The sequence below is a fragment of the Streptomyces sp. NPDC005931 genome, from assembly GCF_042871235.1.
Lineage (GTDB): Bacteria > Actinomycetota > Actinomycetes > Streptomycetales > Streptomycetaceae > Streptomyces.
In genome coordinates, this window is sequence record NZ_JBIAIG010000011.1 from 26,337 (window position 1) to 51,276 (window position 24,940).

General features: G+C 73.6%; 25 protein-coding genes and 2 pseudogenes. 14 read left to right on the forward strand and 13 right to left on the reverse strand.

The genetic code is table 11. The annotated features are described in order from the left end of the window. Window positions 1–44: 44 nt before the first annotated feature. Both ACFYOV_RS23855 and ACFYOV_RS23860 read right to left on the reverse strand, forming a co-directional pair. Window positions 45–260: a hypothetical protein gene (locus ACFYOV_RS23855; RefSeq protein ID WP_389090440.1), complete on the reverse strand. Its 216-nt coding sequence runs from the start codon at window positions 258–260 to the stop codon at window positions 45–47. A 161-nt stretch (window positions 261–421) separates the two neighbouring features. After that, window positions 422–979 carry a hypothetical protein gene (locus ACFYOV_RS23860; RefSeq protein ID WP_389090441.1) on the reverse strand — a complete coding sequence of 186 codons (558 nt, stop codon included), beginning with the start codon at window positions 977–979 and terminating at the stop codon, window positions 422–424. A gap of 188 nt (window positions 980–1,167) precedes the next feature. Between ACFYOV_RS23860 and ACFYOV_RS23865 the strand changes: the two genes are divergently transcribed. After that, the gene (locus tag ACFYOV_RS23865; protein ID WP_389090443.1) at window positions 1,168–2,139 is read left to right on the forward strand and encodes a GlxA family transcriptional regulator; all 972 of its coding nucleotides are present in this window, start codon (window positions 1,168–1,170) and stop codon (window positions 2,137–2,139) included. A gap of 46 nt (window positions 2,140–2,185) precedes the next feature. Here the strand turns inward: ACFYOV_RS23865 and ACFYOV_RS23870 are convergent, their stop codons facing one another. Next, on the reverse strand, window positions 2,186–2,443 hold the full coding sequence (locus tag ACFYOV_RS23870; protein ID WP_389090444.1) for a DUF5133 domain-containing protein: 258 nt from the start codon (window positions 2,441–2,443) through the stop codon (window positions 2,186–2,188). A 492-nt stretch (window positions 2,444–2,935) separates the two neighbouring features. Here ACFYOV_RS23870 and ACFYOV_RS23875 point away from each other — a divergent pair, with 492 nt between their 5' ends. The 4 genes and pseudogenes from ACFYOV_RS23875 to ACFYOV_RS23890 all read left to right on the forward strand — a co-directional run bounded on the left by ACFYOV_RS23875 (window position 2,936) and on the right by ACFYOV_RS23890 (window position 5,127). Then, complete coding sequence (locus ACFYOV_RS23875) at window positions 2,936–3,349, forward strand: VOC family protein (protein WP_389090446.1); 414 nt, start codon at window positions 2,936–2,938, stop codon at window positions 3,347–3,349. Between the two features lie 115 nt (window positions 3,350–3,464). Further along, window positions 3,465–4,355 (forward strand): Gfo/Idh/MocA family protein, encoded by an 891-nt coding sequence (locus tag ACFYOV_RS23880; RefSeq protein WP_389090448.1) that lies wholly within the window; start codon window positions 3,465–3,467, stop codon window positions 4,353–4,355. Window positions 4,356–4,393: 38 nt separating this feature from the next. Next, a pseudogene (locus ACFYOV_RS23885) lies at window positions 4,394–4,737 on the forward strand (beta-1,3-glucanase family protein); the annotation flags it as partial. 183 nt (window positions 4,738–4,920) lie between these two features. Next, the gene (locus tag ACFYOV_RS23890) at window positions 4,921–5,127 is read left to right on the forward strand and encodes a hypothetical protein (RefSeq protein WP_389090449.1); all 207 of its coding nucleotides are present in this window, start codon (window positions 4,921–4,923) and stop codon (window positions 5,125–5,127) included. A gap of 111 nt (window positions 5,128–5,238) precedes the next feature. Here ACFYOV_RS23890 and ACFYOV_RS23895 read toward each other — a convergent pair whose 3' ends face one another. From ACFYOV_RS23895 to ACFYOV_RS23915, 5 genes and pseudogenes are all read right to left on the reverse strand, one after another. After that, window positions 5,239–5,811: a DUF5709 domain-containing protein gene (locus tag ACFYOV_RS23895; RefSeq protein ID WP_389090451.1), complete on the reverse strand. Its 573-nt coding sequence runs from the start codon at window positions 5,809–5,811 to the stop codon at window positions 5,239–5,241. A gap of 55 nt (window positions 5,812–5,866) precedes the next feature. Continuing rightward, window positions 5,867–6,739: pseudogene (gene prcB / locus ACFYOV_RS23900) on the reverse strand (proteasome subunit beta). A 121-nt stretch (window positions 6,740–6,860) separates the two neighbouring features. After that, complete coding sequence (locus tag ACFYOV_RS23905) at window positions 6,861–8,357, reverse strand: hypothetical protein (protein ID WP_389090452.1); 1,497 nt, start codon at window positions 8,355–8,357, stop codon at window positions 6,861–6,863. A 147-nt stretch (window positions 8,358–8,504) separates the two neighbouring features. Next, window positions 8,505–10,859, reverse strand: coding sequence for a glycoside hydrolase family 65 protein (locus ACFYOV_RS23910; RefSeq protein WP_389090453.1), 2,355 nt, complete (start codon window positions 10,857–10,859; stop codon window positions 8,505–8,507). Further along, window positions 10,856–11,593, reverse strand: coding sequence for an HAD family hydrolase (locus ACFYOV_RS23915; protein WP_389090455.1), 738 nt, complete (start codon window positions 11,591–11,593; stop codon window positions 10,856–10,858). The genes ACFYOV_RS23910 and ACFYOV_RS23915 overlap by 4 nt, the downstream gene beginning before the upstream one ends. Before the next feature lie 114 nt (window positions 11,594–11,707). On the opposite strand from ACFYOV_RS23915, the gene ACFYOV_RS23920 reads away from it, so the two are divergent. Genes ACFYOV_RS23920 through ACFYOV_RS23930 form a run of 3 tightly spaced genes read left to right on the forward strand, consistent with a single transcriptional unit; the run spans window position 11,708 to window position 14,656 of the window. After that, a complete protein-coding gene (locus tag ACFYOV_RS23920; RefSeq protein ID WP_389090456.1) occupies window positions 11,708–12,370 on the forward strand; it encodes a nucleoside/nucleotide kinase family protein in 663 nt (220 codons plus the stop codon). A gap of 49 nt (window positions 12,371–12,419) precedes the next feature. After that, complete coding sequence (locus ACFYOV_RS23925) at window positions 12,420–12,926, forward strand: GNAT family N-acetyltransferase (RefSeq protein ID WP_389090458.1); 507 nt, start codon at window positions 12,420–12,422, stop codon at window positions 12,924–12,926. Next, window positions 12,923–14,656: a phospholipid carrier-dependent glycosyltransferase gene (locus ACFYOV_RS23930; protein ID WP_389090459.1), complete on the forward strand. Its 1,734-nt coding sequence runs from the start codon at window positions 12,923–12,925 to the stop codon at window positions 14,654–14,656. Before ACFYOV_RS23925 ends, ACFYOV_RS23930 begins: the two co-directional genes overlap by 4 nt. Window positions 14,657–14,732: 76 nt before the next feature. On the opposite strand, the gene ACFYOV_RS23935 is transcribed toward ACFYOV_RS23930, so the two are convergent. Then, a complete protein-coding gene (locus tag ACFYOV_RS23935; protein WP_389090461.1) occupies window positions 14,733–15,134 on the reverse strand; it encodes a DUF3662 domain-containing protein in 402 nt (133 codons plus the stop codon). 59 nt (window positions 15,135–15,193) lie between these two features. After that, the gene (locus tag ACFYOV_RS23940) at window positions 15,194–15,355 is read right to left on the reverse strand and encodes a hypothetical protein (RefSeq protein WP_389090462.1); all 162 of its coding nucleotides are present in this window, start codon (window positions 15,353–15,355) and stop codon (window positions 15,194–15,196) included. Window positions 15,356–15,522: 167 nt separating this feature from the next. Here ACFYOV_RS23940 and ACFYOV_RS23945 point away from each other — a divergent pair, with 167 nt between their 5' ends. The 3 genes from ACFYOV_RS23945 to ACFYOV_RS23955 all read left to right on the forward strand — a co-directional run bounded on the left by ACFYOV_RS23945 (window position 15,523) and on the right by ACFYOV_RS23955 (window position 19,783). Continuing rightward, window positions 15,523–16,440, forward strand: coding sequence for a MurR/RpiR family transcriptional regulator (locus ACFYOV_RS23945; RefSeq protein ID WP_389090463.1), 918 nt, complete (start codon window positions 15,523–15,525; stop codon window positions 16,438–16,440). Window positions 16,441–16,866: 426 nt separating this feature from the next. Then, window positions 16,867–17,241 carry a hypothetical protein gene (locus ACFYOV_RS23950; protein ID WP_389090464.1) on the forward strand — a complete coding sequence of 125 codons (375 nt, stop codon included), beginning with the start codon at window positions 16,867–16,869 and terminating at the stop codon, window positions 17,239–17,241. Between the two features lie 133 nt (window positions 17,242–17,374). Next, window positions 17,375–19,783, forward strand: a complete 2,409-nt coding sequence (locus ACFYOV_RS23955) for a SpoIIE family protein phosphatase (RefSeq protein ID WP_389090838.1) — start codon at window positions 17,375–17,377, stop codon at window positions 19,781–19,783. 59 nt (window positions 19,784–19,842) lie between these two features. Here ACFYOV_RS23955 and ACFYOV_RS23960 read toward each other — a convergent pair whose 3' ends face one another. Continuing rightward, window positions 19,843–20,703 (reverse strand): hypothetical protein, encoded by an 861-nt coding sequence (locus tag ACFYOV_RS23960; RefSeq protein WP_389090466.1) that lies wholly within the window; start codon window positions 20,701–20,703, stop codon window positions 19,843–19,845. A 151-nt stretch (window positions 20,704–20,854) separates the two neighbouring features. Between ACFYOV_RS23960 and ACFYOV_RS23965 the strand changes: the two genes are divergently transcribed. Next, window positions 20,855–21,580 carry a TetR family transcriptional regulator gene (locus ACFYOV_RS23965; RefSeq protein ID WP_389090467.1) on the forward strand — a complete coding sequence of 242 codons (726 nt, stop codon included), beginning with the start codon at window positions 20,855–20,857 and terminating at the stop codon, window positions 21,578–21,580. Window positions 21,581–21,732: 152 nt separating this feature from the next. Further along, window positions 21,733–22,146: a Zn-ribbon domain-containing OB-fold protein gene (locus ACFYOV_RS23970; RefSeq protein WP_389090469.1), complete on the forward strand. Its 414-nt coding sequence runs from the start codon at window positions 21,733–21,735 to the stop codon at window positions 22,144–22,146. Window positions 22,147–22,175: 29 nt separating this feature from the next. On the opposite strand, the gene ACFYOV_RS23975 is transcribed toward ACFYOV_RS23970, so the two are convergent. Both ACFYOV_RS23975 and ACFYOV_RS23980 read right to left on the reverse strand, forming a co-directional pair. Further along, a complete protein-coding gene (locus ACFYOV_RS23975) occupies window positions 22,176–22,556 on the reverse strand; it encodes a PPOX class F420-dependent oxidoreductase (RefSeq protein WP_389090470.1) in 381 nt (126 codons plus the stop codon). Window positions 22,557–22,682: 126 nt separating this feature from the next. Beyond that, window positions 22,683–23,882, reverse strand: coding sequence for a MalY/PatB family protein (locus ACFYOV_RS23980; protein ID WP_389090471.1), 1,200 nt, complete (start codon window positions 23,880–23,882; stop codon window positions 22,683–22,685). Between the two features lie 24 nt (window positions 23,883–23,906). On the opposite strand from ACFYOV_RS23980, the gene ACFYOV_RS23985 reads away from it, so the two are divergent. Continuing rightward, complete coding sequence (locus ACFYOV_RS23985; RefSeq protein WP_389090472.1) at window positions 23,907–24,923, forward strand: DUF3800 domain-containing protein; 1,017 nt, start codon at window positions 23,907–23,909, stop codon at window positions 24,921–24,923. Window positions 24,924–24,940: the final 17 nt, after the last annotated feature.

Below are 24,940 nucleotides of genomic sequence, written 5' to 3' on the forward strand. Positions count from 1 at the left end.
GTGTGGGAGGCACCCGCCGGCGCGCCGGAGTGCGCGTCGGCGGGTCAGTGCGTCCGCGGGCCGGGCAGCAGAGCGGTGCGCTGCCAGCCGTTGCCCGGCGACTGCGAGCGGTCGAGACCCGGCGTGTAGCCGGGGGACTGCAGGGGCCGCATGACCAACTCCAGTTCCCTGTTGACGCGTTCGGCCTCGCGGCGGACCTGCGCGGGCACGTCGCCGCACTCCGCGATGAGTCGGTCGTAGATGGGGGAATCCTGGAACACCCGTCAACGCGCCTTTCTGCTCGTCGGCCCCCCTCCTCGGGGGCGCGACTGCCGAGTGTAGGCGCCCGGGCATCGGTCGGCGGCAATTCCCCTGTACGACTTGACGCAGACCGGACACTCTGGGCAGCGGCGTGTGCGGGTTCGCCCGGAGGGGGACGCGGTCAGGCCCCGGTCGTGGAGCCCGGCCGGACGATCATCAGGACGGTGACGACCGCCCAGAGCAGGTTGAACACCCCGGTGAACATGCCCAGCTGGACAGTGGCCCGGTGGTCGACGGCCCGATCGTCGGCCAGTTGCTCCAGGAGCTCGTCCTGGCGGGGCAGCACGAGGGCGGCCAGGACCCCGGCGGCCGCGGCGGTCAGCGCGATGGAGGTGATGAGCCATCCGTCGCCGAGGACGCCCATGGCGAGTGCGGTGGCGAGCCCGAGGACGGGCACCGCGATCCCGATACGGGCGTAGACCCGGCAGATGCGGTGCAGCAGGGCGACGGTGTTCACGGCTGTGGCCGGGGGCCCGTCACCGGCCGCCGCCACGCGACCCTCGGCGGAGTCGGCGGGGCCCGCCGGGGCGGTCACCGGTGCGGGCGCGGAGGCCGCGGCAGGGGCGGTGGCGGGCGCCGCCCTGCGTACCGCCGGCGGGAACATGCTGGCCGCGACGGTCACGGGACCGACGGCGACGATGGCGGCCAGGACGTGGAGGGACAGCAGGAGCTTGGTCACCGGGACCCTTTCCATGGTGCGATCGGCGGTGCCGGGCCCACGTTAGGGGTCCGCCGGACCATGCCCCCATGGGCTGAAACGACAGCTTCCCACGGATTCCCGCCAACGCCGCTCACCTGCCAACGGCCCGTGCTCCGGCACACTCCCCCGGTCATGCGCCTGGCGAGAACCCGCCTAGGGTGACCGTCATGCACTCGGTGGCGATTCTTGTTCTCGACGGCGTCATCCCGTTCGACATGGCGGCACCCCTGCAGGTCTTCGACTGGACGCGGCTGCCCGACGGTCGGCGTCCCTACCGGATCCGGCTGTGCGCGCAGCGGCCGGAGGTGACCGCCGACGGGGGTCTGTCGCTGCGCGTGGAACGCGGACTGGAGGCGCTGGCGGACGCCGACACGATCATCGTCCCGGGCCGCGCCGAGGGAGCGCCGCCCCCCTCCCCGTCCGTGCTCGACGCACTGCGCCGGGCGGCCGGGCAGGGCACGCGCATCGCCTCGGTGTGCGTGGGTGCCTTCGTCCTGGCGGAGGCCGGGCTGCTGGACGGGTTGCGCGCCACCACGCACTGGGTGGCCGCCGGGCGGCTGGCCCGCGCCTTCCCCCGCGTCCGAGTGCAGCCGGACGTGCTCTACGTGGACAACGGCCAGATCCTCACCTCGGCCGGCGCGGCCGCCGCGCTGGACATGTGTCTGCACATGATCCGCCGCGACCTGGGCTCGGCCGTGGCCGCCGACGCCGCGCGGATGTCGGTGATGCCGCTGGAACGGGAGGGCGGCCAGGCGCAGTTCATCGTGCACGAGCATCCGCCCGTGCCGCGGGGGTCCGCTCTCGAACCGCTGCTGGAGTGGATCGGGGACAACCTGGCGCGCGAGATCACCCTCGCGGCGATGGCCGAGCGCGTCGGGATGAGCGAGCGCACCTTCAGCCGGCGCTTCCGGGAGCAGACGGGGACCACGCCGTTGCAGTGGTTGCTGCGGGCCCGGGTGCGGCGTGCGCAGTACCTGCTGGAGAACAGCGACCACACCGTGGAACGGATCGCCCAGCAGTCGGGGTTCGGCTCGCCCACGGCGTTCCGCGAACGGTTCCGCAAGGTGGTCGGCACGACGCCGCACGCGTACCGTTCGGCGTTCCACCGCAGGCGGCCGGTCGCCGCGGCCGGCGGCTGACCGCCGGCCGCGTGCCCGCCGGGTCCGCGCCCCGGGTACGGGCAGCTCAGACGGCCAGGGACAGGTCGCTCTCCCCCTCCGGGTCTGCCGTCCGGCCGGCCTCGGGCCGCCCCTTGGCGAGCAGGGCGTCCGCCCGCGCCATGGCGTCGTCGACGCCGGATGTGCCCATCATCACGCACAGCGTGTAGCTGACGTCGTCCAGTTCGCGCGCCGCCGCCGGCGAGTACCTCTCCGCCTGAGCGATCTGCAGCGTCGCGTACCGCGTCAGCAGCTCTCTGACGACCTTCGGGTCCGGTACCAGCACGAAACGCCCCTCTCTCGGTTTACGCTGCGTATGCCCGGACTGCGCCGAAGCAATCACCCGTCTGCTCGATCGATGGGGGTTGGCGAAAAAATGTTCGCTTACTGACCTGTCAGCAGTACGTCGTGCGTCCTGTCGGGGCCGCCCGTCGTCAGGCGACCAGGCCGCCGTACAGCGCCGCATACGCCCCGCCCCGGCGCAGCTCCTCTTGGCCGCCGGTCTCCTGGATGCGCCCCTCCCCCATCACCACCATCCGGTGCGTGCCGCGCACGGTGGACAGCCCGTGCGCCGCGCTCCCCCACGAGCGTGTCCAGGCTTCTCCCGGATCGTGCCGTCGAAGACGATCGACTCCTGGGGCAGGCGGAACACCGAATCGCGGCCCGGCGCCCGGCCCCACGGTGTGCAGGGCCCTCCCCTGAACCGCAGGGGGCGGTTGTCAGTGGCCCGCGCTACGCTGCGCGGAATCGACCCTTTGCGGCAATTCAGGAGGTTTTCATGGCCTCGCGCCTCAACCCGTACCTGAGCTTCGACGGCGACGCCCGGCGGGCGATGGAGTTCTACAAGGAGGTCTTCGGCGGCGAACTGCGCCTGAACACCTTCGGCGACTTCGGGCAGCCGGACGCCGAGCACGCCGACAAGATCATGCACGCCATGCTGGAGACCGCCGGAGGCTTCACCCTCATGGGCGCCGACACCCCACCGGGCATGGAGCACAATCCGGGCAACAACTTCGCGGTGAGCATCAGCGGCGAGGACGAGAGCGAGCTGCGCGGCTACTGGGAGAAGCTGTCCGGCGGCGGCTCGGTGTCCGTGCCGCTGGAGAAGCAGATGTGGGGGGACGTCTTCGGCATGTGCACGGACCGCTTCGGCATCCCGTGGATGGTGAACATCAGCCAGAGCCAGGGCTGAGCCACGCCCCGCAAGGGGATGCCCGGCTCCCGGGCCGGTGTGGCAGGCTCCGGCCCGGGCCACCCGCGGAAACCCCCGCGCGGTGGCGGGAGGCGGCACCGCGGAAGGCGACGGCATGCGGATCGGACTGCTCGGCACCGGCCCCTGGGCACAGGTGGCACATGCCCCCGCGCTGAGCGGGCACGAAAACCTCGACTTCAGCGGCGTGTGGGGGCGGCGCCCGCAGGCCGCCGCGGAACTGGCGGACGCGCACGGCACACGGGCATACGAGGACCTCGACGCGCTGCTCGCCGACGTGGACGCCGTCGCCGTGGCCCTGCCGCCGGGCGTGCAGGCGGAGCTGGCGGTGCGCGCGGCCCGGGCCGGATGCCATCTGCTGCTGGACAAGCCGCTCGCGCCGACGGTCGCCCAGGGGCGGGCGGTCGTCGAGGCGGCACGGTCGGCCGGGGTCGCCTCCGTGGTCTTCCTGACCACCCGCTTCCAGCCCGAACCCGCGGCGTGGATCGCCGAACAGGCGGGCCTGGGCGGCTGGTTCACCGGGCGGGCGCAGTGGCTGGGCGCGGTGTTCAGCGTGGACGGCAACCCCTTCGCGGCCTCACCCTGGCGCCGGGAGAAGGGGGCTCTGTGGGACGTCGGCCCACACGCCCTGTCCGTGCTGCTGCCAGTGCTCGGCGACGCCCGCCGGGTGTTGGCGGCGGCGTACGGCCCCGGGGACACCGTCCACCTCGTCCTCGACCACGTCACCGGCGCGTCGAGCACGCTCACCCTCAGTCTGACCGCGCCACCGTCCGCGTCCGGGGCCACGGTGGAGCTGCGCGGCGAGTCCGGTGTCACGCTCCTGCCCGAGGCCGCGCAAGGAGCGGTTCCCGCCCTCGCCCGGGCCGCCGACGCCCTGCTGACGGCCGCCCGGACCGGCAGCCCGCACCCGTGCGACGCGGCGTTCGCCCTCCGCATCACCGAGATCCTCTCCTCCGCGGAAGACCTCCTGGCCCGAGCGAAGCCCTGACCGGGCGCTCCACCTGCCGGACGGCGGCGAACGCGGCGGCCTTCGACGGACCCGCACAGGTCTCCTTCGGCAAGCCGTCGACCCGGGACGTGCTGTTCTGCGACGGTGCCCTCGCCGCCCCCAACGACGGCACGACCGGCCCGGTCGCCGCAGTGCCTGGGCGGGCTTCAACCGCTCCACGCTGCTCAGCCACCCCGACCAGCCGACGACCGAGCCCGCGTCGTTCTACCGGACCGAGCTCACGAACCACTACTCCAAGGCCATGCACGCGGCCACCGAGGACGGCAGGGCGTACGGCTTCGCCTTCGACGTGGCCGACCTCACCTCCTACATCCAGAACACCGCCCCCACGAGCCTGCGGCTGACCCTGACGCCGTTCTAGGCCCCTCTGGGGTGGGCAGGTTTCCGCGGGGCCCGGGAAGGTACCCCGGCATCCAGGAGCGGCCCTCCACCGCGGGTCCCCGCACACTCCGGATGCACGGCGGGCCCGAGCGTTGAATGGTGATATCGGACCCGATGACAGCACCGGGGCCGCAACAGCGATCCGGACCCGAGGAGTCAGAAGATGTCGACGTCCCAGCCCGACGCGTCCAAGCAGCCCGACAACCGCACCACTCCGGACCACCTCCTCCACGCTCGCACGGGCACCGAGGTGTCGCCGGAGGACGTGGTCCTTGCCTCGGGCAAGGACATCACGCCGCAGAACCTCGAATGGGCCAGGCGCAAGCTGGAGCAGGAAGGGCCAGCCGCCCTGGACAAGCTGCTCCCCTAGGTGCGCTGTCCCGGGCACCCGGGCAGGAGACGGCCGCCGGCCCGGTGCGCACCCGCACCGGGCCGGCGGCGGCGTGCCGTCCCGAGGGCGAACGCGCCCCGGACGGCCGGGTCAGGCGGGGCGCCTGTCCCCGTTGCCCGACGTGTCCTCCGGATACGGCATGTCCTCCGGATACTGCGGGTAATGCGGGTTCGCGCTCTCCGTGTCCTCCGGGTACTCCGGCAGCGCCTCGTCCTGCACCACGTGCACGGCGGCCTCCTCCGCGCCCGCGGCCCCGGCGTCGATGCCGACGTCGGCAGCCACGGCCTCCTTCGTGGTGTCGGTGCGGACGCCCTCGTCCGGGGCGACCAGGCGTCCGGCGCGGTCGCCGCCCGCCTCGGGGTCGACCGGTTCGCCCTCGCCGCCGGGCAGGTCGCCCACCTCGTCCCCGACGGGCGCGGACGCGTCGGGGACCTCCTGGGCCAGCCGGTCGTCGAGGGTCTCCCCCTCGCGCTGCTCGGCGGCCGTGGTCCCGTGCCGGGTGACGCCGAGCGGCTTCTCCGGCGGGGAGTAGCCCTCGTCGAGGGTGTCGTCATAGGTGCGTTCGTCGACGGCGTCCTGGAGGTCGAGCGGCGCGGCGTCCTCCTGCTCCTCGTTGCTCCCGGTCGGCTGATAGGCGTCGTCGGCCATCGGTTCGCTGCCCATGGCGTCCTCCCTGTCGCGCTGCGTTCGTCTCACGTGTAGGGATCCGCGTTTCCCGTTACGCGACCTCTAACCCGGTGGGACGGACGGTGCGGCGTCGCTTGGGGGCGTTCGGGCCGTCCGGCCTGGTCAGCCGTCGTTCGAGCATCTCGTGGCTCAGCTCCGCCGTCTCGGCCTCGGTCAGCCGGTCGAACCCGTCCTCGGTGATCGTCGCGACCACCGGGAAGATGCGGCGGGCGACGTCCGGGCCTCCGGTGGCGGAGTCGTCGTCGGCCGCGTCGTACAGGGCCTCGAGGGCGGTCAGGGCCGCGTCGCGACGGGCCGGGCCGGGCCGGGCCGGGCCGGTGGAGCTTCTTCACCGCGCCGCGGGCGTACGGGGAGGGGAGCCGGAGCCCTCGGTGTGGAAGCCGGGCTTCTCGTACCGGCCGCCGGCGGCGTCGAAGGGGAAGATGCGACCGCGCCGGCCCTCGGGCGCGGCGGGATCGTAGCCGGCCAGGAACGGGACGACCGCGAGGCCCTGCATGGCCATGGCGAGGTTATGCCGGATCAGGCCGGCCAGCCGGTTCGCCTTCGCGTCCAGGCTCATCGGGGTGCCCTCGATCTTCTCGAAGTGCGCCGGCTCGACCTGGTAGAGCTTCATCGTGTCCAGGGCGATGCCGACGGACCCGGCGCGGGCGACCGCGGTGTGGTCGTCGGCGGGCAGCACCTTCTCCAGGTCGCGCTGTGCGATCAGATGGCCCATGGTGGCCCTGCGGTCACCGGCGACGAGGACGCCGTCGGCGTGGGTGACCGCCAGGATCGTGGTGCCGCGCGGGACCTCGGGGGCGCGGACCGCGCCGGGCGGGGCGGGAGGGGACAGCAGCTGGGGGCGGTGGGCCGCCAGGAACTCCGTGAAGGACGAGGTTCCCGGAGTGAAGAACTCCCCGCCCAGCCGGCCCTCGTGGTCGCAACCGCCAGGTCGTCCCCCTCGTCGCCCCCGGCGCGGCCCCCCGGGCCGACAACCCAGTCATAGTTGAGGCGGGCGCGCGGGAAACGGGCGGCGGGCGAGGCCGTCATCCGGAGCCGTCCCCGCCGGGTGCCGGGGCGATGCGGAACAGGAAGTCGCCGATCCGCCGCTCGGGCCAGGAACGGGTGTAGGCGGGCGGGGTGCCGCCGGGTGCGGTGACGGTGGCGACCGGAATCCGGTCCGCGCTCCGCAGCACCTCCCCCAGCGTGGTGTTCTCGTTGTGACCGCTCGTCGCACCCGAGGAGCAGCCGGTGTAGTACCCGATCGGGATGGCCTCCGGCCCGACGATCAGGCAGGGCGGGCGCACACCGAGCCGGTGCAGTTCCCCGGCGGTGCGGGCCCAGTCGCGGCGGCTGTCCGTGTTGCGGTCCACGGTGTGCACCAGCACGGCCGTCTGCACGGCCAGGTGGCCCAGCAGGCAGAGCGCGACCAGCGGGGCGACCACCGGGCGCCACCTCCCGGACGGGGTCCGCACCAGGTGCCACAACGCGGTGGCGACCGGGACCGACAGCAGCGCGTAGGCGGGCTGGAGGAACCGGGGGGCCGCGTAGCCGATCATGAACAGGTACGGGACGGCGGCGCTCGCCGCGCAGGCGAGGGGAAGCAGGGTGGGCATCACGCGCCGGGCGCGCACCGCGAGGAAGAGCCCCAGGGCGGCGACCAGGGGCAGCGCGAACCACCAGGCCAGGACCACCGGATGGGGCATCTCCCCGGTGCAGGGCCGGCACAGGGCACGTCCGCCGAGGCTGCGCAGCTGGTCGTCGACGGCGATCTGCCAGCTGAGCCCGCCCTGGATGCGGGAGGCCTCGGCCAGCCGCTCCGCCAGGCCCCCGTGGGCGACGTACGCCTCGGTCACCCAGGCGACCGCCCCCGTGGCGAGACCCGCGACGCACGCGAGCAGTGGACGCCAGTACCGGCCCCACAGCATCACGACGAGCAGCGGGAGGGCCACATAGACGGCGTCGCCGGGCCGCATCCACGCCATCAGGGCGCCGCCCGCCGCGACGCCCCACAGCGCGCCACGGGCCGAGCGGTCCGCGCGGTGGCGCAGGAAGGAGCCGGTGGCCGCCAGGGCGCCGACGGCCACCCAGTAGTTGGGCATGGCCTGGGGACCGTAGAAGAGCGTCACCCACAGGGTGGCGAAGAAGGCGCCGGCGGTGGCCAGGACCCGGGTGGGGAACAGTCCCCGCCAGCACCGCAGGGCCAGGTAGAGGGCGAGCCCGGAGAGCACCGCGAGGTAGACGCGCAGCAGCGCGGTGGACGAGGACCAGGAGGCCACGGGGGCCACGAGCAGGGACACGCCGCGCGAGCGCGGGGCGCTGAAGAAGGCGGCCGGGTGGTGCGAGGTCACCTGGCTGACGTAGACGATCTCGTCCCAGCCGAGGCCGAGCACGGGACGGACGAGGAGGAGCTGCGCGAGAGTGAAGGCGGCGGCGACCGCCGCGAGCGCTGCCGTGCTCCGGGCCCGGAGGGCCGGACCCGGTCCGGATGTCTGTTCGCGTCGCCGCATCCCTACCAGGATGGCACCGGTGCTTTCGCCCATCCCGCATCCCCTGTCCGCGTTCGTCCGCTTGATGATGATCAGATAAGAGCAAGAACAAAACACGGACAAACTATGTGACTGGGGACGGGCGTGCAGGGAATGATTCGGCCACATGCCGGACGGGCGCCTGTCCGGCATGTGGCCGGATCAGCGCATGCGCGGCCCGCGGTGCGGGGGCTGTTCGGGAGCCGGACGCTGCTTCGGCACGGGGACGGTCCGCACGACGGGGACACCCTGGCGCAGGGTCAGCTCTCCGCCGTGGTGACGGACGGTCAGCGGCGGGCCGGAGCGCAGGGTGTAGGCGGCCCGGTCGGCTTCGATCTCCACCCGCAGGCACCGGTCGCGGAAGCGCAGCGTGAAGGCAAGCCGCCGCAGCCTCGACGGCAGCCGCGGGGTGAAGCGGAGGCTGCCGTCGTCCCAGCGCATGCCGCCGAACCCGGCGACCAGCGCCGTCCAGGTGCCGGCGAGAGAGGCGATGTGCAGTCCGTCGCGCGTGTTGTGCTCCAGGTCCGCGAGATCCATGAGGGCGGCCTCGGCCGCGTAGGCGTGGGCCAGCTCGAGGTGGCCGGCGCGTGCGGCGAGGACGGCCTGGGTGCACGCCGAGAGGGACGAGTCGCGTACGGTCAGCGGCTCGTAGTAGGCGAAGTTGCGCGCGATCTGCTCCTCGTCGAAGAACTCCTCGAAGAAGTCGGCGCAGGTGTGCATCGCCAGCACCAGGTCCGCCTGCTTGACGACCTGCTTGCGGTACAGGTCGAAGTAGGGGAAGTGCAGCATCAGCGGGTACTGGTCGGGGCCGGTGGCGGCGAAGTCCCAGCGCTGGTACCGGGTGAAGCCCGCGTGCTGCTCGTGGACGCCGAGCACGTCGTTGTAGGGCACGTGCACGGCATCGGCGGCGTCGCGCCAGCCGGCGCTCTCCTCCTCGTCCACGCCGAGCTCGGCCGCCCGGTCCGGATGGCGTTTGCAGGCATCGGCGGCGGCCAGCAGGTTCGCCCGCGCCATCAGGTTGGTGTACGTGTTGTCGTCGGCGACGGCGCTGTACTCGTCGGGCCCGGTGACGCCGTCGATGTGGAAGACGCCCCGGTCGTCGTGGTGGCCGAGGGAGCGCCACAGCCGGGCCGTCTCTACCAGCAGCTCCACGCCGGTGTCGCGCTCGAAGCGTTCGTCGCCGGTGGCCCGGACGTAGCGCACCACGGCGTCGGCGATGCCGGCGTTGACGTGGAAGGCGGCGGTGCCGGCCGGCCAGTAGGCCGAGCCCTCCGAGCCCTCGATGGTGCGCCAGGGGAACGCAGCGCCGCGCAGCCCCAGTTGGGCGGCGCGCTCCCGGGCGACGGGCAGGGTGCTCCGGCGCCAGCGCAGTGCGTCGGCGGCAGCGCGGGGCGCGGTGCAGATGAGCAACGGGAGGACGAAGACCTCGGTGTCCCAGAAGGCGTGGCCGTCGTAACCGGAGCCGGTCAGGCCCTTGGCGGGTAGGGCGCGCTGTTCGGCGCGGGCCCCCGCCTGGAGCACGTGGAAGAGGGCGAAGCGGACGGCCTGCTGGATCTCCTCGTCGCCGTCCACCTCGACGTCGGCCCCCGCCCAGAACTCGTCGAGTGCGGCGCGCTGTTCCTCCAGCAGGCCCTGCCAGCCGCTGTGCGAGGCAGCCGCCAGCGCCGCCTCGACCTGGTCGCTCATTGCGGGCCGGGAGCGGGTGCCGGACCAGCCGTGGGCGACGAGCTTCTCCACCCGCACCCGCTGCCCCGGTTCCAGGACGGCGGTGACGGTCAGCCGGGCCACGTCCTCATTGCTCTCGCAGTCGGTCCTGGTCCCCTCGGGCCCCTCGACCATGTGGTCCGCAGCCACGGCGACCCGCAGTCCGCTGCGCCGGGTGCGGTGCACCAGGCGCAGCCGGTGGCCCCTGGCGAAGTCCTCCTCCGGTTCCAGCGGCGACTTGAGCACCCGGGCGGCCCGCGGGTCGCCGTCGGGGCCGGGCAGGCTCTCGTTGGCCACGAGTTCGGACTGCACCACCAGCCGGGTGCGGCGGTCGACGGGCTCCACCTCGTAGGCGACGGCGGCGATGGTGCGTTGGCTCAGGGAGACCAGGCGGGTGGAGCGCACCCGGACGGTGGACCCGGCCGGGGAGGTCCACTCGCAGACCCGCTCCAGCACCCCCCGGCGCAGGTCGAGGGCGCGCTCGTGGCTCACCAGCCGCCCGTGGCGCAGGTCGAACGGCTCGTCGTCGACCAGCAGCCTGAACACCTTGCCGTTGGTGACGTTGATGACGGTCTGGCCCGACTCCGGATAGCCGTAGCCGGCCTCGGCGTAGGGCAGCGGGTGGAGTTCGTGGACGCCGTTGAGGTACGAGCCGGGCAGGCCGTGGGGCTCGCCCTCGTCGAGGTTGCCCCGCCAGCCGACGTGGCCGTTGGCCAGAGCGAACACGGACTCGCTCTGGGCCAGCAGGTCGAGGTCGAGGCTCTTCTCGCGCACCGTCCACGGTTCGACGCTGTACGCCCGCTGCGTGATCACTTCCCACCCCCGAGTTCGGCGAGGTCCTTCACGACCCGGTCGGCGCCGTGTGCGTACAGGGCGTCGGTCTGGCCGACGCGGTCCACGCCGACGACGTAGCCGAAGCGGCCCGCGCGGCCCGCGTCCATGCCGGCGAGCGCGTCCTCGAACACGGCGGCCCGGGACGGTTCGACGCCGAGCTCGCGGGCGGCCGCGAGGAAGGTGTCCGGGCTGGGCTTGCCGGGCAGTCCGCGCTCGGCGGCGACGACACCGTCGATCCGCACGTCGAAGAGGTGCTCGGCGCCGATGGAGCGCAGCACGTCGAGGCAGTTCGCGCTGGAGGAGACGATCGCGGTGCGCAGTCCGAGCCGGCGGGCCGCCTCGATGTAGCGCAGCGTCCCGTCGTAGGCCTGGACGCCCTCGGTGCGGATCTTCTCGAGGAGCAGGTCGTTCTTGCGGTTGCCGATACCGTGCACGGTCGGGGCGTCGGGCGGGTCGTCAGGGACGCCCTCGGGCAGCTCGATGCCGCGGGAGGCGAGGAAGGTGCGCACGCCGTCGGCGCGCGGGCGGCCGTCCACGTACTCGTCGTAGTCGGCGTCGTCGAAGGGCCGGAACCCTTCGCCCTCGCGTGCGCGCAGGAAGGCGTCGAACGTGTCCTTCCAGGCGGCCGCGTGGACGACGGCCGTCCTGGTGACGACGCCGTCGAGGTCGAAGAGGCAGGCCTGAATGCTGTCGGGCAGACCGAGATCCGTCATACAGGCACCGTTCCCCCGTCGGCGGCGACTTCCCCCCGTCCGACGGGGAACAGTGAGTGGCGCGGACCACATCCGCGGACCCGCCGGTGCGCCGCGGATGACACACTTCGGGACGTGGCACCGACATTCGACGATCTCCTCGGCCGCGCCCAAGCGCTGACGCGAGACGGCCGGCGCGCGATCCTGGGCATCGCGGGGGCGCCCGGCGCGGGCAAGTCGACGCTGGCCGGGCATCTGGTGCGGGCGCTGAACGGCCCCGGTGAACCGTGGGTGGCGCACGTGCCGATGGACGGCTTCCACCTCGCCGACGCGGAACTGGAGCGGCTGGGCCGCCGGGACCGCAAGGGCGCCCCGGACACCTTCGACGCGGCCGGGTACGCGGCGCTGCTGCGGCGCCTGCGTGAGGAGGCGTACGGGGAGGTGGTGTACGCGCCCGGCTTCGAGCGGGTGCTGGAGCAGCCGGTCGCGGGCTCGATTCCGGTGCCGCCGACAGCCCGGCTGGTGGTGACCGAGGGGAACTACCTGCTGCTCGGCACCGGCGCCTGGGCGCGGGTGCGGCACGAGCTCGACGAGGTGTGGTTCTGCGAGGTGGACGAGGAGGAGCGGATCCGCCGTCTGGTCGCCCGTCACGAGGAGTTCGGCAAGGATCACGAGGAGGCCCTGGCCTGGGTCCTGGGCACGGACCAGCGCAACGCCGGCCTCGTCGCCACCACGCGCGGCCGGGCCGACCTGGTGGTGCCCGAGGCGGCATGGGCGGGTGCGGGGACCGGACCCTGAACAGGGAATCGGGTGGCCCCGTTCCGGTCGATGCGTCAGGCTCTGTGGTGTGATCAGAACAGCAACCGTGGACGACATCGCCGAGATCCGGGCGATGATCCGTGAACTCGCCGCGTACGAGAAGGCCGTCGAGCAGGCCAGGGCCACCGAGGAGCAGGTGCGTGCCGCGCTGTTCGGCGCGCACCCGGCCGCCTCGGTCCTGATCGCCGAGGACGACGGAACCGGCGAGGTCGCGGGATTCGCCCTGTGGTTCCCGCGCTTCTCGACCTGGACCGGCGCCCGGGGCATGCACCTGGAGGACCTCTTCGTGCGCCCGGGGCACCGGGCCGCCGGTCACGGCCGGGCGCTGCTCGCCGCGCTGGCCGGCATCTGCCGGGAGAGCGGCTTCGAGCGCTTCGAGTGGGTCGTGCTGAACTGGAACGAGCCGGCGATCGGGTTCTACAAGTCGCTCGGCGCGGAGCTGCTGGAGGAGTGGACGGTGTGCCGGCTCAGCGGCGGAGCGCTCGAGGAACTCGCCGCTCAGGCCCCGCCGGTGGTCCACCCCGCGAGGACATGACGTCCTCGCGGGGGGCGCCGGTGGGCGAGCCGGGGGACGTGCGGCCCCGTCGGACGGCGGCCGCGCCCCCGGCCGACGGGACGGCAGCGGCGCGCCCCGCACCGGAGGTGACGGACACGGGCCGCTGGGGCCCGCGGGCCCGGCGCGGACTGGTCGCGCTCCTGGTCGTGCTGCTGCTCGGACAGATGGCCTTCGCCATGGTGACGGCCGCCCTGCGGCAGACGCCGACGATCGACGAGCCCGTGTACGTGGGCTCGGCCGCCGTCCATCTGCAGGAGCGCAGTCTGCGCTTCAACCCCGAGCACCCGCCGCTCGGGAAGCTGGTCGTCGCGGCCGGGGTGGCGGTCGCCGATCCGCACGTGGTTCCGGGTTTCCAAGGTGACCAGGGGGAGTTGGGGCGACGCCTGCTGTACGAGTGGGGCAACGACCCGTGGCGGCTGATGTTCTGGGCCCGCCTCCCCGTGATCGCGCTGACGCTGCTGTTCGGACTCGTGGTCTTCGCGTTCGCGCGTGAACTGGCCGGAGTCGCGGGCGCCCTGGCCGCGCTCGCGCTGTACTGCCTCTCCCCCGACGTGATCGCCCACGGCTCGCTGGCGACGCTGGATGTGCCGGCCGCCGGGTTCGTGCTGACGTCGGTATGGCTGCTGTGGCGGGCGCGACGGCGGCCGCGACTCCATCTGCCGCTCGCGGGCGCCGCGTTGGGCGCGGCTGTGGCGACGAAGATGAGCATGCTGCCCGCGGTGCCGGTACTGCTGGTGCTCGCCGCCGGGTGCGTGTGGGGCGCGTCGGCGGGCGGTGCGCGGCGCCGGGCGGCTCGGGCGCTCGCGGGCGCCGGCGCGGTGGCGCTGTTCGCGGTCGCCGTCGTGTGGGCGGTGTACCTCGTGGTGGATCCGCGGCTGCGCTGGGCGCCGCAGCAGCACGTGCCGGTGGCCCACGGGCTGCGGGGGCTGCTGGTGGAGCTGCTGCCCTTCCCGGAGCCGTACCGCGACGGCATGCGCGTGCAGTTCCGCTTCGAGAACCACCCGTGGCAGGGCTTCCTGTTCGGCCGGCTGTACACCGGCTCGCTCTGGTACTACCTGCCGGCCGCCCTGCTGGTGAAGACGCCGCTCGGCGCGCTCGCCCTGTGGGCGGCCGGTGCCTGCACGGTGCTCGCGGTGCGGCGGCTGCGGCCGGCGGCGCCCTTCCTGTTCGCGGCACCGGCGGTCCTGCTGGCGGCGGCCATGCTCGGCTCCCGGGACTTCGGCACCCGGTACGTCCTGTTCCTGCCGATGTTCCTGGCGGTGGCGGCCGGATGCGTCCTGGCCGCGCGGTGGCGGTGGGCGCCGGTCGTGGCGGGGGCTCTGGTGGCGTTCGTCGCCGTGAGTTCGGTGCGCGCGTACCCGTACTACCTGCCGTACTCCAATGAGGCGTTCGGCGGGTCCGCCAAGACCCGGCTGCATCTGCACGACTCCAACGTCGACTGGGGCCAGGACCTGGGCAGGCTCGCCGAGCGGCTGCGCGAGCGGTACCGGGGCGAGCGGATCTGGCTGGTGTACAAGGGCAGCGGGGTCCCCTCCCACTACGGCATCGAGGCCCGCGATCCACGTCGGGTGCCGCCCGACGAGGTGCGCGGGGTGCTCGTGGTGTCGGACTCGGCGGCGGCCAAGGCGACGGGCGCCCTGGCCGGTCTGCTCGCCGGCAGCCGCCCGGTGGAGGACGTCGGCCACTCGATCACCATCTACCGCCGGTGAGGCGCGCCCGCCTCGGAGGGACGCACGGCGGCCCGCGTGACCCGCATGCGGTCTGCGCGGTCGGGGCCGTGCGGGCCTATCGGGCCGCCTGCTGGAAGCCCTCGGCGCTGACGTGGGGCATCACGGTGCTCGTCACCCGGTAGCGGCCGTTGGGGACCTCGCTCGACCTGCGGACGTGCACGGCGAGCGGGCCCGCCCACTCGTAGCCCTTGCGCTCGGCGTGCCGGGCCAGGCTGTCGGTGAGGGTCTGCCCCACGCGGCCGCCGCGGCGCGTCAGTTCCTCGTGCACCGGGTCGGCGAGCTCCACCTCGTAGGCGTTGGGGACCATCACCCGGCCCGCGCCGCACACCACGGTGTGGCTGTCGCACTCGCGGCGCAGGGCGTCGAGGATCTCGACCGGTTCCCGGCCGAGCATCCGCGCCCACAGCGCCTCCCAGCGGCTCTCCAGGGACTCCTCCAGCGCGCTCAGGGCGCTCATGTGGCTTTCACCTGCCGTTGTGTGGTCGGGTCGGTGTCGGGACGGTGCGGTCGGGATGCCTACCGCTCCCCGAAGTCGTCGGGCCGTACCTCGGCCTCCTCGAGTGCCTCGCGCAGGGTGCGGCCGGTGGCGCCCCGCGCGGCGTCCCCACGTTCCTGCTGCTGCTCCAGCACCTCGTCGGTGGTCTCGGTCTTCGGCCGGTTCTCCTCGGGGACAGTCATGACCATGACTCCTCGTGTCGATCGGGTGCGTGGGATCGTCCGGAGCGGCGGGTTCCCGTCCCGTGCCCGGCTATCCCTCCGTGTCCCGCGCGCCCCCGGCGAGGAGCCTGGTCACCACGCTCGGTGAGCTATGTTGAACCTTCGTGGGAGACGAAGGAGGGGCACCGGTGCCATCGCCGCAGCAGGCACGCGCACAGGCATCCGCGATCACCTCGGGAAGGGCCGGTCCGGACACGGAGGTGTCCCCGACCTCCCAGCTCCGCACGCTCTTCGACCGCCCCCGGCTCTCCCCCGGACAGCGGCGCATCGCCCAGTACCTGATCGAGCACATCACCGAGGCCGCGTTCCTGTCGATCACCGATCTCGCGGAGCGGGTCGGGGTGAGCCAGCCGTCGGTGACCCGGTTCGCCTCCGCGGTGGGCTTCAGCGGTTATCCGGCGCTGCGGGAGAAGCTCCAGTCGATCGCCCTCGGGACGCTGGCGGGCGGTCCGCCCGAGGAGAACCGGGGCAACGAGCTCCAGGCCGCGGTCGACGCCGAGATCGAGAACCTGGAGAACCTGCGGCGCGACTTCACCGACGCCGACCGGGTCATCGACATCGGCCGCAAGCTGTCGGCGTCCGCCCCTCTGACCGTGGTCGGCCTGCGCATCTCCGTCTCCCTGGCCGAGTACTTCGCCTACGCCGCCCGGCGCATCCACCCGGACGTGCGGCTGGTGACGCTCGGCGGCAGCGTCGCCTACGACGCGCTGCTCCAGTCGCGGGAGGCGGGCGGCACGTGGGTACTGGCCTTCTCCATGCCGCGGCACGCCCAGGAGACGCTGACGGCGGTGCGGGTGGCCAAGCGCGCCGGACTGAAGATCGCGCTGGTCACCGATCTGGCGCTGGGGCCCATCGCGGCCGAGGCCGACGCCGTCTTCGCCACCGGCACCGGATCGCGGCTGGTCTTCGACTCCTACGCCGCCCCCGGGGTGATGTGCGCGGCACTGCTCCAGGCCATGACGGACGCCGACCCGGAGCGGACGCAGGCGCGGCTCGAGGAGTACGAGCAGGTCGCCGACCAGCACCAGTTCTTCCTCCGGGACTGAACCCGCCCGGGGCCTCTCACGGTCGCGGCCTCCGCGCCCCCGGGTGCTCGGCCGCACGGAGGGGATCATCCAAAGCGAGCATGAATGTTTTCATACGTCTTGCAAACCGGACGGCATATATAAATACTGCTCACGGATCGCGGCCGACCGCTCCGGTCGCTTTCCACCTCTTCGTCCCCACCCGCTCCGCCCGGAAGGCTCGACGGTCCACGCCATGCGCAGCACGCACCACTCGCCGCGGATGGCACCGATCCCGACCGGGCACCTGCGCGAACACCCGGCGCCGCCGGCTCCTACCCGCTCCGGCGGCCGGGGTGTTCGGCCGGGCATCCCCTGCCCGGTCACCCGAGGCGGCCCCGGTCATCCCCTAGGCCGGGGCCGCCCCACATCGTCGTCCACCCCCACGACGCCGCCCACCCGGAAGCGATGATCATGACCCTGACCTCCACGCGCCTCAGTGCAGACTGGCCCTGCCAGGTCAAGACCCCGGGCAGCTACGACTGGGAGCGCTCGGCGGCCAAGTGGCTGCGCGAACTGGTGCCCGCCCGCTACGCGAGCTACCCCGCGTTCCTCCGGAATCCGGTCCTGCTCGCCCGGCACGCACAGATCCAGGTCGAGCACGAGATCCGGGTGGCGCGCACCGCCCTCCAGACCGCCCGGGCCGACCTGCCCCGGCTCGGCCTGCACGAGGGCGTGATCGAGCACACCATCAAGCTGTACGCGGCCGAGGTCATGCAGTTGCAGCACATCGCGCGCAGCGTGCGGGCGGTCACCCGGGCCCTGGTGGACGCCGGCCGATGACCCCGGGGTCCGCCCCGTCCCGCACCGCGGGCGAGGCACGGATCCGTGGCTCCGGACGGCGCGTCCGCCGACGTGATCCCGCACGAACAAGCCGGTCATCGAACACGGCTTCCTGTGCGATGCTCAACGCGTGATGAGCAAGCCCGCCGTTCCGGCGGAATCCGGAGCCGTGCCGGACCTGGCCGAACTGGCCAGGGTCGTGGCCCGGCAGCGTGCCGAGATGGACCGACTGCGCGAGCAGGCGGCGACCTCGGCCGTGGTGGAGCGGGCGAAGGGCGCCGTGATGGCCCTGACCGGCTGTTCCGCGGACGCCGCGGGCGAGACGCTGCTGCAGCGGGCGAAGGCGGCACGCCGAACGCTGCTGGAGGAGTGCTGGATCACCCTGGGTGGCCTGGCTCCCGCCCGGGCCGGCACCGGGGAACCCCCGGAGCACACCGCTGCCCCGGGCCCCGACGAGCCGTGCGCGGTGCCGGAGGCCGACGTCCTCGTCGAACCCTCCCCGCCGGACGACGTCGCCGAGGCCCTGAGCCGTTTCGGCCGGGCCCTGCTCCACACCGACACCCCGCAGGACGTCGCCCGCTGCCTGCTGGACCACCTCGGAAGGGACCTGGGCGCGGACTCGGTCATGATCTACACCCGCCGCCCCGCCGGAGGGCTCGATCTCGTCGGGCACGCCGGCATCACCGACGGTCTCGCCGCCCAGTGGCGCACGGTGCCGCCGTTCGGCGCGCTGGCGGTGGTGGACGCCCTGCGGACCGGTGAACCGCGCTGGCTGGAGGACTTCACCGGGGACACCGAGCGGTACCTGCTGATCGGCGACCCACCGGAACAGTGGCGGTCGCGCGCCTGGCTGCCCGTGCCCACCGGCGCGGCGGCCGAGGCCTGCATCGGCGTGCTGCGCGGCGCCGCCGGAGCGTTCACCCCGCGCGACCGCGCCCATCTGCGCGGTGTGGCCCGCCTGTGCGCCGGGCGGCTGCGCGCGTTCACCACCGCGCCGGAACGGAACGCCGACGCTCCCGCGGACGCCGTACAGGCGCTGTTCTCGGCACTTCCGGTCGCGGCGATGCTGCTCACCCCGGTGCGCGGCCCCTCGGACGAGGCGGACGACTTCCGCGTCGTGGCCGCCACCCCCCAGGCGGCCGACGTCCTGGGCTGCGCCGGCGGCGATCCGGCCGGACGGAGGCTGCGGGAGTGCCTGCCGGAGGCACCGGACGATCCGCTGTGGCAGGGCTGTGTGGAGACCCTGGCGAGCGGTGAGCCGTACGAGGGTCAGCCGTTCGCGCACCAGGAGGTGGTCGACGGCGTCGCCGAGCTGTCCACGTACTCCGTGCGCGTGGCCCGGCTGGAGGACACCCTGGTCGTCACCTGGATCCGGCACGCCTCCTCCGACCGGCAGGAGCAGCGACTCGCCGATCTCCAGCGGCTGGGCAACCTCGGCTGGGCGAACTGGAACCTGTCCACGCGCGAGGCGTCCTGGTCCTCCCAGGTCTTCACGATCGTCGACCGGGACCCCGCGCGCGGCGCCGTCCGGCTGCACGACCTGCCCTCGCTCGCGCTGCCGGACGACCGGCCCACGCTGAGCCGCGCGGTCAGGGACCTGCTGAGCGAGGGCCGGCCGTTCGACCTGCCGCTCCGGATCCGGACCTCGGCCGGGGTACGGCACCTGCGTCTCGTGGCCGAGGCGGTGCCCGACATGCACGGCACGCCGGTCGAGGTGCACGGCTTCGTGCAGGACCTGACCGCGCGGCGGCAGGCGGAGCTCGCGCTCGTCGAACGCGAGCGGGCGATCCTCACCCAGCACGACGTGCTCCAGGCCGAGCGGACGCTGGTGGCCCGGTTGCAGCACGCGCTGCTGCCGCTGCCCCGGCGGGCGGTCGGTCCGGCCGGGCTGCGGGTCGAGGTCGCCTATCTGCCCGCCCAGTCGGGCATCCACGTCGGCGGCGACTGGTTCAGCGCCATCGAACTGCCCGACGGTGACGCCCTGCTCGTCGTCGGCGACGTGGCCGGGCACGGCGTCGACGCGGTCGCCACCATGGCCCAGCTGCGGTTCACCGCCAAGGGCATGGTCATCACCGGTTCCTCGCTCACCGGGGCGCTGGCCCGGCTCAACGCACTGCTGCTGCACGCCGGGGAGGGCCACCGCACGGCGACCATGATCCTGGCGCGCTACCGGCCCGAGGAGCGGCGCCTCGTCTGGGCGCAGGCGGGACACACCCCGCCGCTGCTGATGCGCGACGGCGCGGTGACGTATCTGCCCCGTCCCGCCGGCATGGTCCTCGGCGCGACGCCCACCGCCTGCTTCGAGGAGGCGGAGTGCCGCCTCGAACCGGGCGACCGGGTCCTGCTCTACACGGACGGCCTGGTGGAGCGGCCCCCGGAGAACATCGACGAGGGCCTGGCCCGTCTCGCGCGGGCCGTGGCCGCCGGTCCGGACGACGAGTCCGGGCGCCTGGGGGCGTTGCTGGACGCGATGCTGGAGGACGGGCGCCGCGACGACGTCTGTGTCCTCGACATCAGCGTGCCGAGGGCGCCGGGGGCGTGAGACGGCGCCGGGCCGCGCTCAGCCCCCGCCGCGCCGCGCTCAGCCCCGCCGCGCCGCGCTCAGCCCGCCGCCGGGCCGCCCTCGCCGGTGCCGCCGGCGGCCAGGAAGCGGCGCAGTGATGCCGTCATGGCGGCCACGAACCTCTCCCGGCCCGCGTCGTCCAGGGCGTCCAGGGACAGGTAGGGGTTGAGGTCCTCCAGCTCGACCAGCAGCAGTTCGCCGCCCGGGGCGCGGCAGGCGTCGACGCGCTGGATGCCGTGGCCGAGGGTGTTCCAGTCGATGAAGCGCCGCGCGAACTCCAGGTCGTCCGCGGTGGGTTCGTACGGCTCCAGCTGCCAGCGCGCCTCGGGACGCGGGGCGTACAGGGCGTACTGGAAGTCGTGGTCGACGAAGTAGAAGGAGACCTCGTAGGCGAAGTCGATGTGCGGCTGGACCAGCACGGTGCCGTCCACGAGGCCGCGCACCTCGGCCGGGGACACCACGCGCAGGCCGATGGAGTCGGCGCCCAGCCGGGGCTTGACCACGTACCGCCGCGCCCCGGGCAGCCGGTGCAGGTCCTCGGGCCGGTCGACGGTGGGGATGACCGGGTGGCCGGCCGCGCTCAGGTCGAGCAGGTACTGCTTGCCGGCCATGTCACCCCGGCCGGTGAGCGGGTTGTAGACCGGGGTTCGGCTCGCCACGGCGCGCTCACGGAAGGCGTCGTGGGCGTCCTGGTACGCCAGCACGGGCCCACTGTTGCGGACGACCACGGCGTCGAAGCCGTCCATCAGCGAGGCGGCGTCCCGCGGATGGCACAGCGCCAGGTCGAAGCTCTCGCGCAGCCGGGAGGTGAGGAAGATGTCCTCGTCGCAGTAGCGGCGCCCGCGGGCCGGGTAGGCCAGGTCGGTGACGTACAGGAGGCGGGGACGGGCGGGCGGCATGCGGACTCCTCGGGAACGGCGGTACGTCGATCATAGGAACGACCGCGCCGCCGTTCGTCCCGCAGCACCCGGTTCCGTCCCGGGGACCCGAAAGCGGCCCGCGAGTGCACTGAGTGCCACATCGGCGCCTGGTGGTGCTACGTTCCCGTTCATGAGCTCCAGCAGTGCGGCTCCCGGCCGCGGTGACAAGGCCGAGAAGCCGCCCATGCGGGACGCCCTGGTCGGGGCGGCCTTCCGGCTGTTCCTGGAGCGGGGCTACGAGCAGACCACGGTCGACGACATCGTGGCGCTCGCCGGGGTCGGACGGCGGTCGTTCTTCCGCTACTTCCCCTCCAAGGAGGACGTGGTCTTCCCCGACCACGAGCGGTGCCTGGCCGACATGCAGGCCTTCCTCGCGGCGAGCGCCGACGAGGACGAGCCGGTGCGCAGGGTCTGCGACGCGGCGCGGCTGGTGCTGCGGATGTACGCCGAGAACCCGACGTTCTCGGTGCAGCGCTACCGCCTCACCAAGAAGGTGCCGGGGCTGCGCGCGTACGAGCTGTCGGTGGTGTGGCGCTACGAGCGTGCCCTCGCGGAGTTCCTGCGCGGGCGGTTCGCCGGCCGCCGCGACGGCACCCTGCACGCCGACGTGATCGCGGCGGCCGTGGTCGCCGCGCACAACAACGCCCTGCGGTCCTGGCTTCGTTCGGACGGACAGGACGACGCGGAGGCCGCGGTGGACCGGGCGATGCGGCACGTGCAGGCCGCCTTCGGCGCCGCGGCGGCCGTGCCGCCGGGCGACGGGGGGCCGGACGACGTGGTGGTGGTCGTCTCCCGGCGCGGGGCGCCGCTGTGGCGGGTGGTCCAGGAGATCGAGTCCACCCTCGGCCGCGGCTGATCGCCCACGCAGATTGAGGGTACGGAGTGCCTTTACGAGTGGCACTCAGTGCCATACTCTGTCGCTGTGCACGGTGGCACGGCAACCGCGCACACGCGTGCCCGGGCGACCGTGCACGCGGGATTCCGGCCGAGTGCAGGGAGTTGACCAGCGTGTACCACCACTCAGGAAGCGTCGCTCAGCAGGCAGCCGGCTCCGCGACGGGCCTGCTCGAAGCACAGTCCCCGGGCCCGGAGGCCATGATCTTCCAGCGCTGCACCTGGTGCGGCACCGCCATGTACCACCGGCTGCTGTGCCCGGTCTGTCAGGGCAGCGACCTGCGCACGGAACGCAGCGAGGGCGTCGGCACCGTCCGCCACTCCACGGTGGTGCACCGCAACACCCCGGCGGCCCGCAACGTGTCCCTGATCGAGATGGCCGAGGGCTTCGTGGTGCGCGGACGGGTCATGGGCCCGCCGATCGGCATCCACAGCGGCGACCGGGTCCGGCTGTCGACGGCCAAGGACCCGGTCCGGGGCGAGCCGGTCTTCCAGCTGGTCGACGAGCCCTACCGGGCATGGACCTGACCTGACCGACCGCCCCCGCCCACTGGTCCTCAGAGGGTGACGCGGATTCCCACCGTGCCGTCCACGCCCCGGCGCAGGCGGCTGCCCAGCAGGGAGAGCCGGCCGATCAGCCCGTACTTGCGGGCGAGCAGCCTGCGGTAGCGGGCGGTGGTGGCCGCGTCGCAGATCTCCGCGGTGCCGGGCATCTGGTCGCCGGTCGGGTTGCCGCGCAGGTCACAGGGGCCGACCAGGACGTCGGCGCGGGCCCGGATCCGCTTCACCTTCCAGGAGTCGGCGACGGTCCACACGCCGAGCGTGTCCCCGTCCCGGACCACCCACACCGGCGTGGCGACCGGCGTGCCGTTCTTGCGGAAACTGGTGAGCAGCAGGTACTTGCCCGCTCCGAGCCGCTCCACCGAGGCGTCGTCCATACCGGGCAGTCTAGGGCCCGTCGTCGACACCCTCCTCCGCAATGCAGCCGCCCGGACCCGACCGCGCTCACGGTGGTGACAAGGCGCCGTCGCCTCCTGCGTCCTGATCGACACGAAGGACCCTGGCTAGGCCCGCCCCCTGCCGGTCGCCTCGACGGCGGCCGTCATCCTGCGCACCGCCTCCGTGATCACCTCCCGCGACGCGGCGAGGTTCAGCCGGACCCGGCCGGCGCCGCCCGTGCCGAAGGGGAGGCCGGAGTTGAGGGCCACCCGGCCGTGCCGCAGGAAGAACTCGGCCGGATCGTCGCCGAGGCCCAGGGCGCGGCAGTCCAGCCAGGCCAGATACGTGCCCTCGCCCGGGCGGTAGCGGATCGCCGGCAGGTGCTCGGCCAGGAGCTCGGCGAGCAGTCGGCGGTTGTCGTCCAGACCGGCGAGCAGGGCGTCCAGCCAGGCGGTGCCGTCGCGCAGGGCGGCGGTGTGAGCGAGGATGCCGAGATGGCTCGCGCCGTGACCTACTTCCTCGGGCATCCGGGCCAGGTCCCCCGCGGCCTCGGGCCCGGCGACGGCGAGCGCGGCCTTCAGACCGGCCAGGTTCCACGCCTTCGAGGCCGACATCAGCGACAGCCCGCGCCCACCACCCGGCACGCTGAGGTACGGCACGAAGCCGGGGCCGCCGAGGACCAGCGGCGCGTGGATCTCGTCGGCGACGACCCGTACGCCGTACCGCTCGGCGAGGGCGGCGACGGCGGTCAGCTCCTCGGCGGTGTGCACGGTGCCGGTGGGGTTGTGCGGGCTGCACAGCAGGTAGGCCGCCCGGCCGCCGTCCGCCCCGGCCCGGCGGAAGGCGTCCTCCAGGACATCGAGGTCGATCCGCCCGTCGGCGCCGAGCGGTGCCCCGACCACCCGGCGGTCCATGTGCCGGACGAAGTCGAAGAAGGGCGGGTACACCGGCGGGTTCACCACCACGGGGTCGCCGTGTCCGGTGACCAGCCTCAGCGTCTCGACCACGCCCCGCATGACGTCGGGCACCAGCGCGGTGCGCTCCACGGCCGGCCCGTCCCAGGCCCAGCGCTCGGCCGCGAAGGCCGCCAGTGCCTCGGCGTAGCCGGTGCCGGCGGGGTACCCGGTGTCACCCAGTTCCAGGGCCCGGGTGAGGGTGCGCAGGACGGGTCCGGCGAGCGGCACGTCCATCTCGGCCACCCACAGGGGCAGCACGTCCTCGGGCTGGGCGCGCCACTTGATGCTGGTGCGGCGGCGCAGGGTCTCCAGGCCGAGGACCTCCAGGGGGTTCGGTTCACCGGACGTCTCGTGCGGGATCCTGGTCATGGGCACAAGATAGGGGGCCGTGATGTGAGCGGGTATCACGAGGCCGGGCCCCGGGCCGTCGGCACGGGGCGGGTGCGGGAGATCGCGTGCGACGAGTCGGGGTCGGACGGCGAGAACCTCACCGGCGGCAACACGGAGGTGTTCGCGCACGCCGGTGTGCACCTGTCCCCGGCCGCCGCGGCCGGTGCCCTGCGGGAGGTCCGGGACCGCATCCGCTCCCCGGCCGAGGAGTACAAGGCGAACCATCTCCTGCGGGAGAAGCACCGGGCGGTGCTGGAGTGGTTGCTCGCACCCGGCGGGCCGATCCACGGACGGGCCCATGTGCACCTCACCGAGAAGGCGTTCTTCGTGGTGGACCGGGTGACCGCCCTGCTGCTGGACGATCCGGCCGACGCGGTCACGCTGTTCCGGGCCGGACGGCGGGACCTGGGGACGGACGGCCGGCGGGAGTTCCTCGAGGCCGCCAACCGGTTGCTGCGGGTACGCGGCGGCGACGAGGCGGACGCTCCCGTCGCCCTGTTCTTCGGCACGCTCGACGCGCTCCGCCGTGCCCACGCCGGTACGGAGGCGGCCGGGGTGCTGGACCGGCTGGCGGCACGACGCTCGCGTGCCGACGCCTACCGGGCTGGGTTGTACGGTCTGCGGGCCACCCGGATACCGGTGCTCAACCCGCTGCTTCCGGCCATCGTGTCCACGGCCGCGCACTGGAGCGCGGACGGACGGCCCGTCCGCCTGGTGCACGACCGGCAGAACATGCTGACGCCGGAGCGGATCGCGTGGATCGAGCGCACGGCGCGGCGGGAGGGCATCGCCCTGGAGGGGGTGCGGCTGGTCGCCGCCCGGGAGGATCCGCGGGTGCAGCTCGCGGATTTCCTCGCCGGGATCGCCCGCCGGATCGCCTCCGACGAGTTGCACGAACGAGGGGATCCGGTGCTGACCGCGCTGCTGCGTCCGTACGTGGACCCGGCGTCGGTGTGGGGCGACGCCCGCAGCTGGAGGGCGCTGGCACAGGCCGGCCCGCCGGTGGACCGGACCGGGTGACGCTGCCGTCCGCGTCG